The 926-nt window shown below is 70.4% G+C and carries 1 protein-coding gene and 1 pseudogene; both read right to left on the reverse strand.

Annotation, left to right across the window (positions count from 1 at the left end; all coding sequences use genetic code 11):
• Positions 1 to 153, reverse strand: a pseudogene (locus H928_RS33035) (response regulator); the annotation flags it as partial.
• A partial coding sequence (locus H928_RS0105310; protein ID WP_021025576.1) for a sensor histidine kinase occupies positions 150 to 926 on the reverse strand: 777 nt, incomplete at its 5' end. The pseudogene H928_RS33035 and the gene H928_RS0105310, both read right to left, overlap by 4 nt.

Here is a 926-nt window from a genome sequence, read left to right on the forward strand (position 1 = left end):
CTGGCGCAGCGCCTCGCCCGCATCGCCGGCCTCGGCCACCACCTGCAGCTGCGGCTGGGCGGCCAGCAGCGCGATCACACCGCGCCGAAAAAGCGGGTGGTCGTCCACCACCAGCAGGCGTATCGCGGGGGTAGGCGCTTGCGCTGCCGTCATGCGGGGCTCCTGGAGGCGGCAAGGGTTGCGGCCGTGGGCGGCTGAAATGTCGGTAGGGGTTGCAGGGGCTGCAAGCGGGGCAGGCTCAGGCGCACGCAGGTGCCGGCCCCGGGGACGGAATGGATCTCCAGGCTGGCGCCAATGCCAGCGGCGCGCTCGCGCATGATGCGCAGGCCCACATGGGTTTCATCCAGCGCCAGGGCGGCCTGCGCCATGCCCTGGCCATCGTCGCGCACCTCCACCGCCCACTGCGGGCCTTGCTCCACCTCCACCCACACCTGGCTGGCCTGCGCATGCTTGCGCACATTGGACAGCGCCTCCTGCACCACATGCAGCACCTGCACCTGCACATCGGGCGGCAGTGCCATGCCTTCGCCGGCAATCTGCAGCTGCGCGGGCAGGCCGGTCTGGTGCTCGAACTTGGTCAAGGTGGTGCGCAGCGCAGGCACGATGTCCTCGGCATTGGTACGGGTGCGAAAGTGCAGCAGCAGCTCACGCACATCGGACAGGCTTTCGCGGATGCCGGTATCGAGCTCGCCCAAGGTTGCCTGTACGCGCGCGCCATCCGGGGGCAGCCGTGCCATGTCGCTGCGCAACAGCCCCGCCTGGATCTTCAAGAACGCCAGGCTCTGCGCGATGGAGTCGTGCAGCTCGCGCGCCAGCAGACCGCGCTCGTCGGCCACCGCCGCTTCGCGTTGCAAGGCGTCGGCGCGCAGGCCCTCCATGCCGCCGGCCAGGTGGCTGGCCAACGCATCGAGCAGCGCGCGGTCATC

This window comes from Comamonas sp. B-9 (assembly GCF_000410635.1).
Lineage (GTDB): Bacteria > Pseudomonadota > Gammaproteobacteria > Burkholderiales > Burkholderiaceae_C > Comamonas.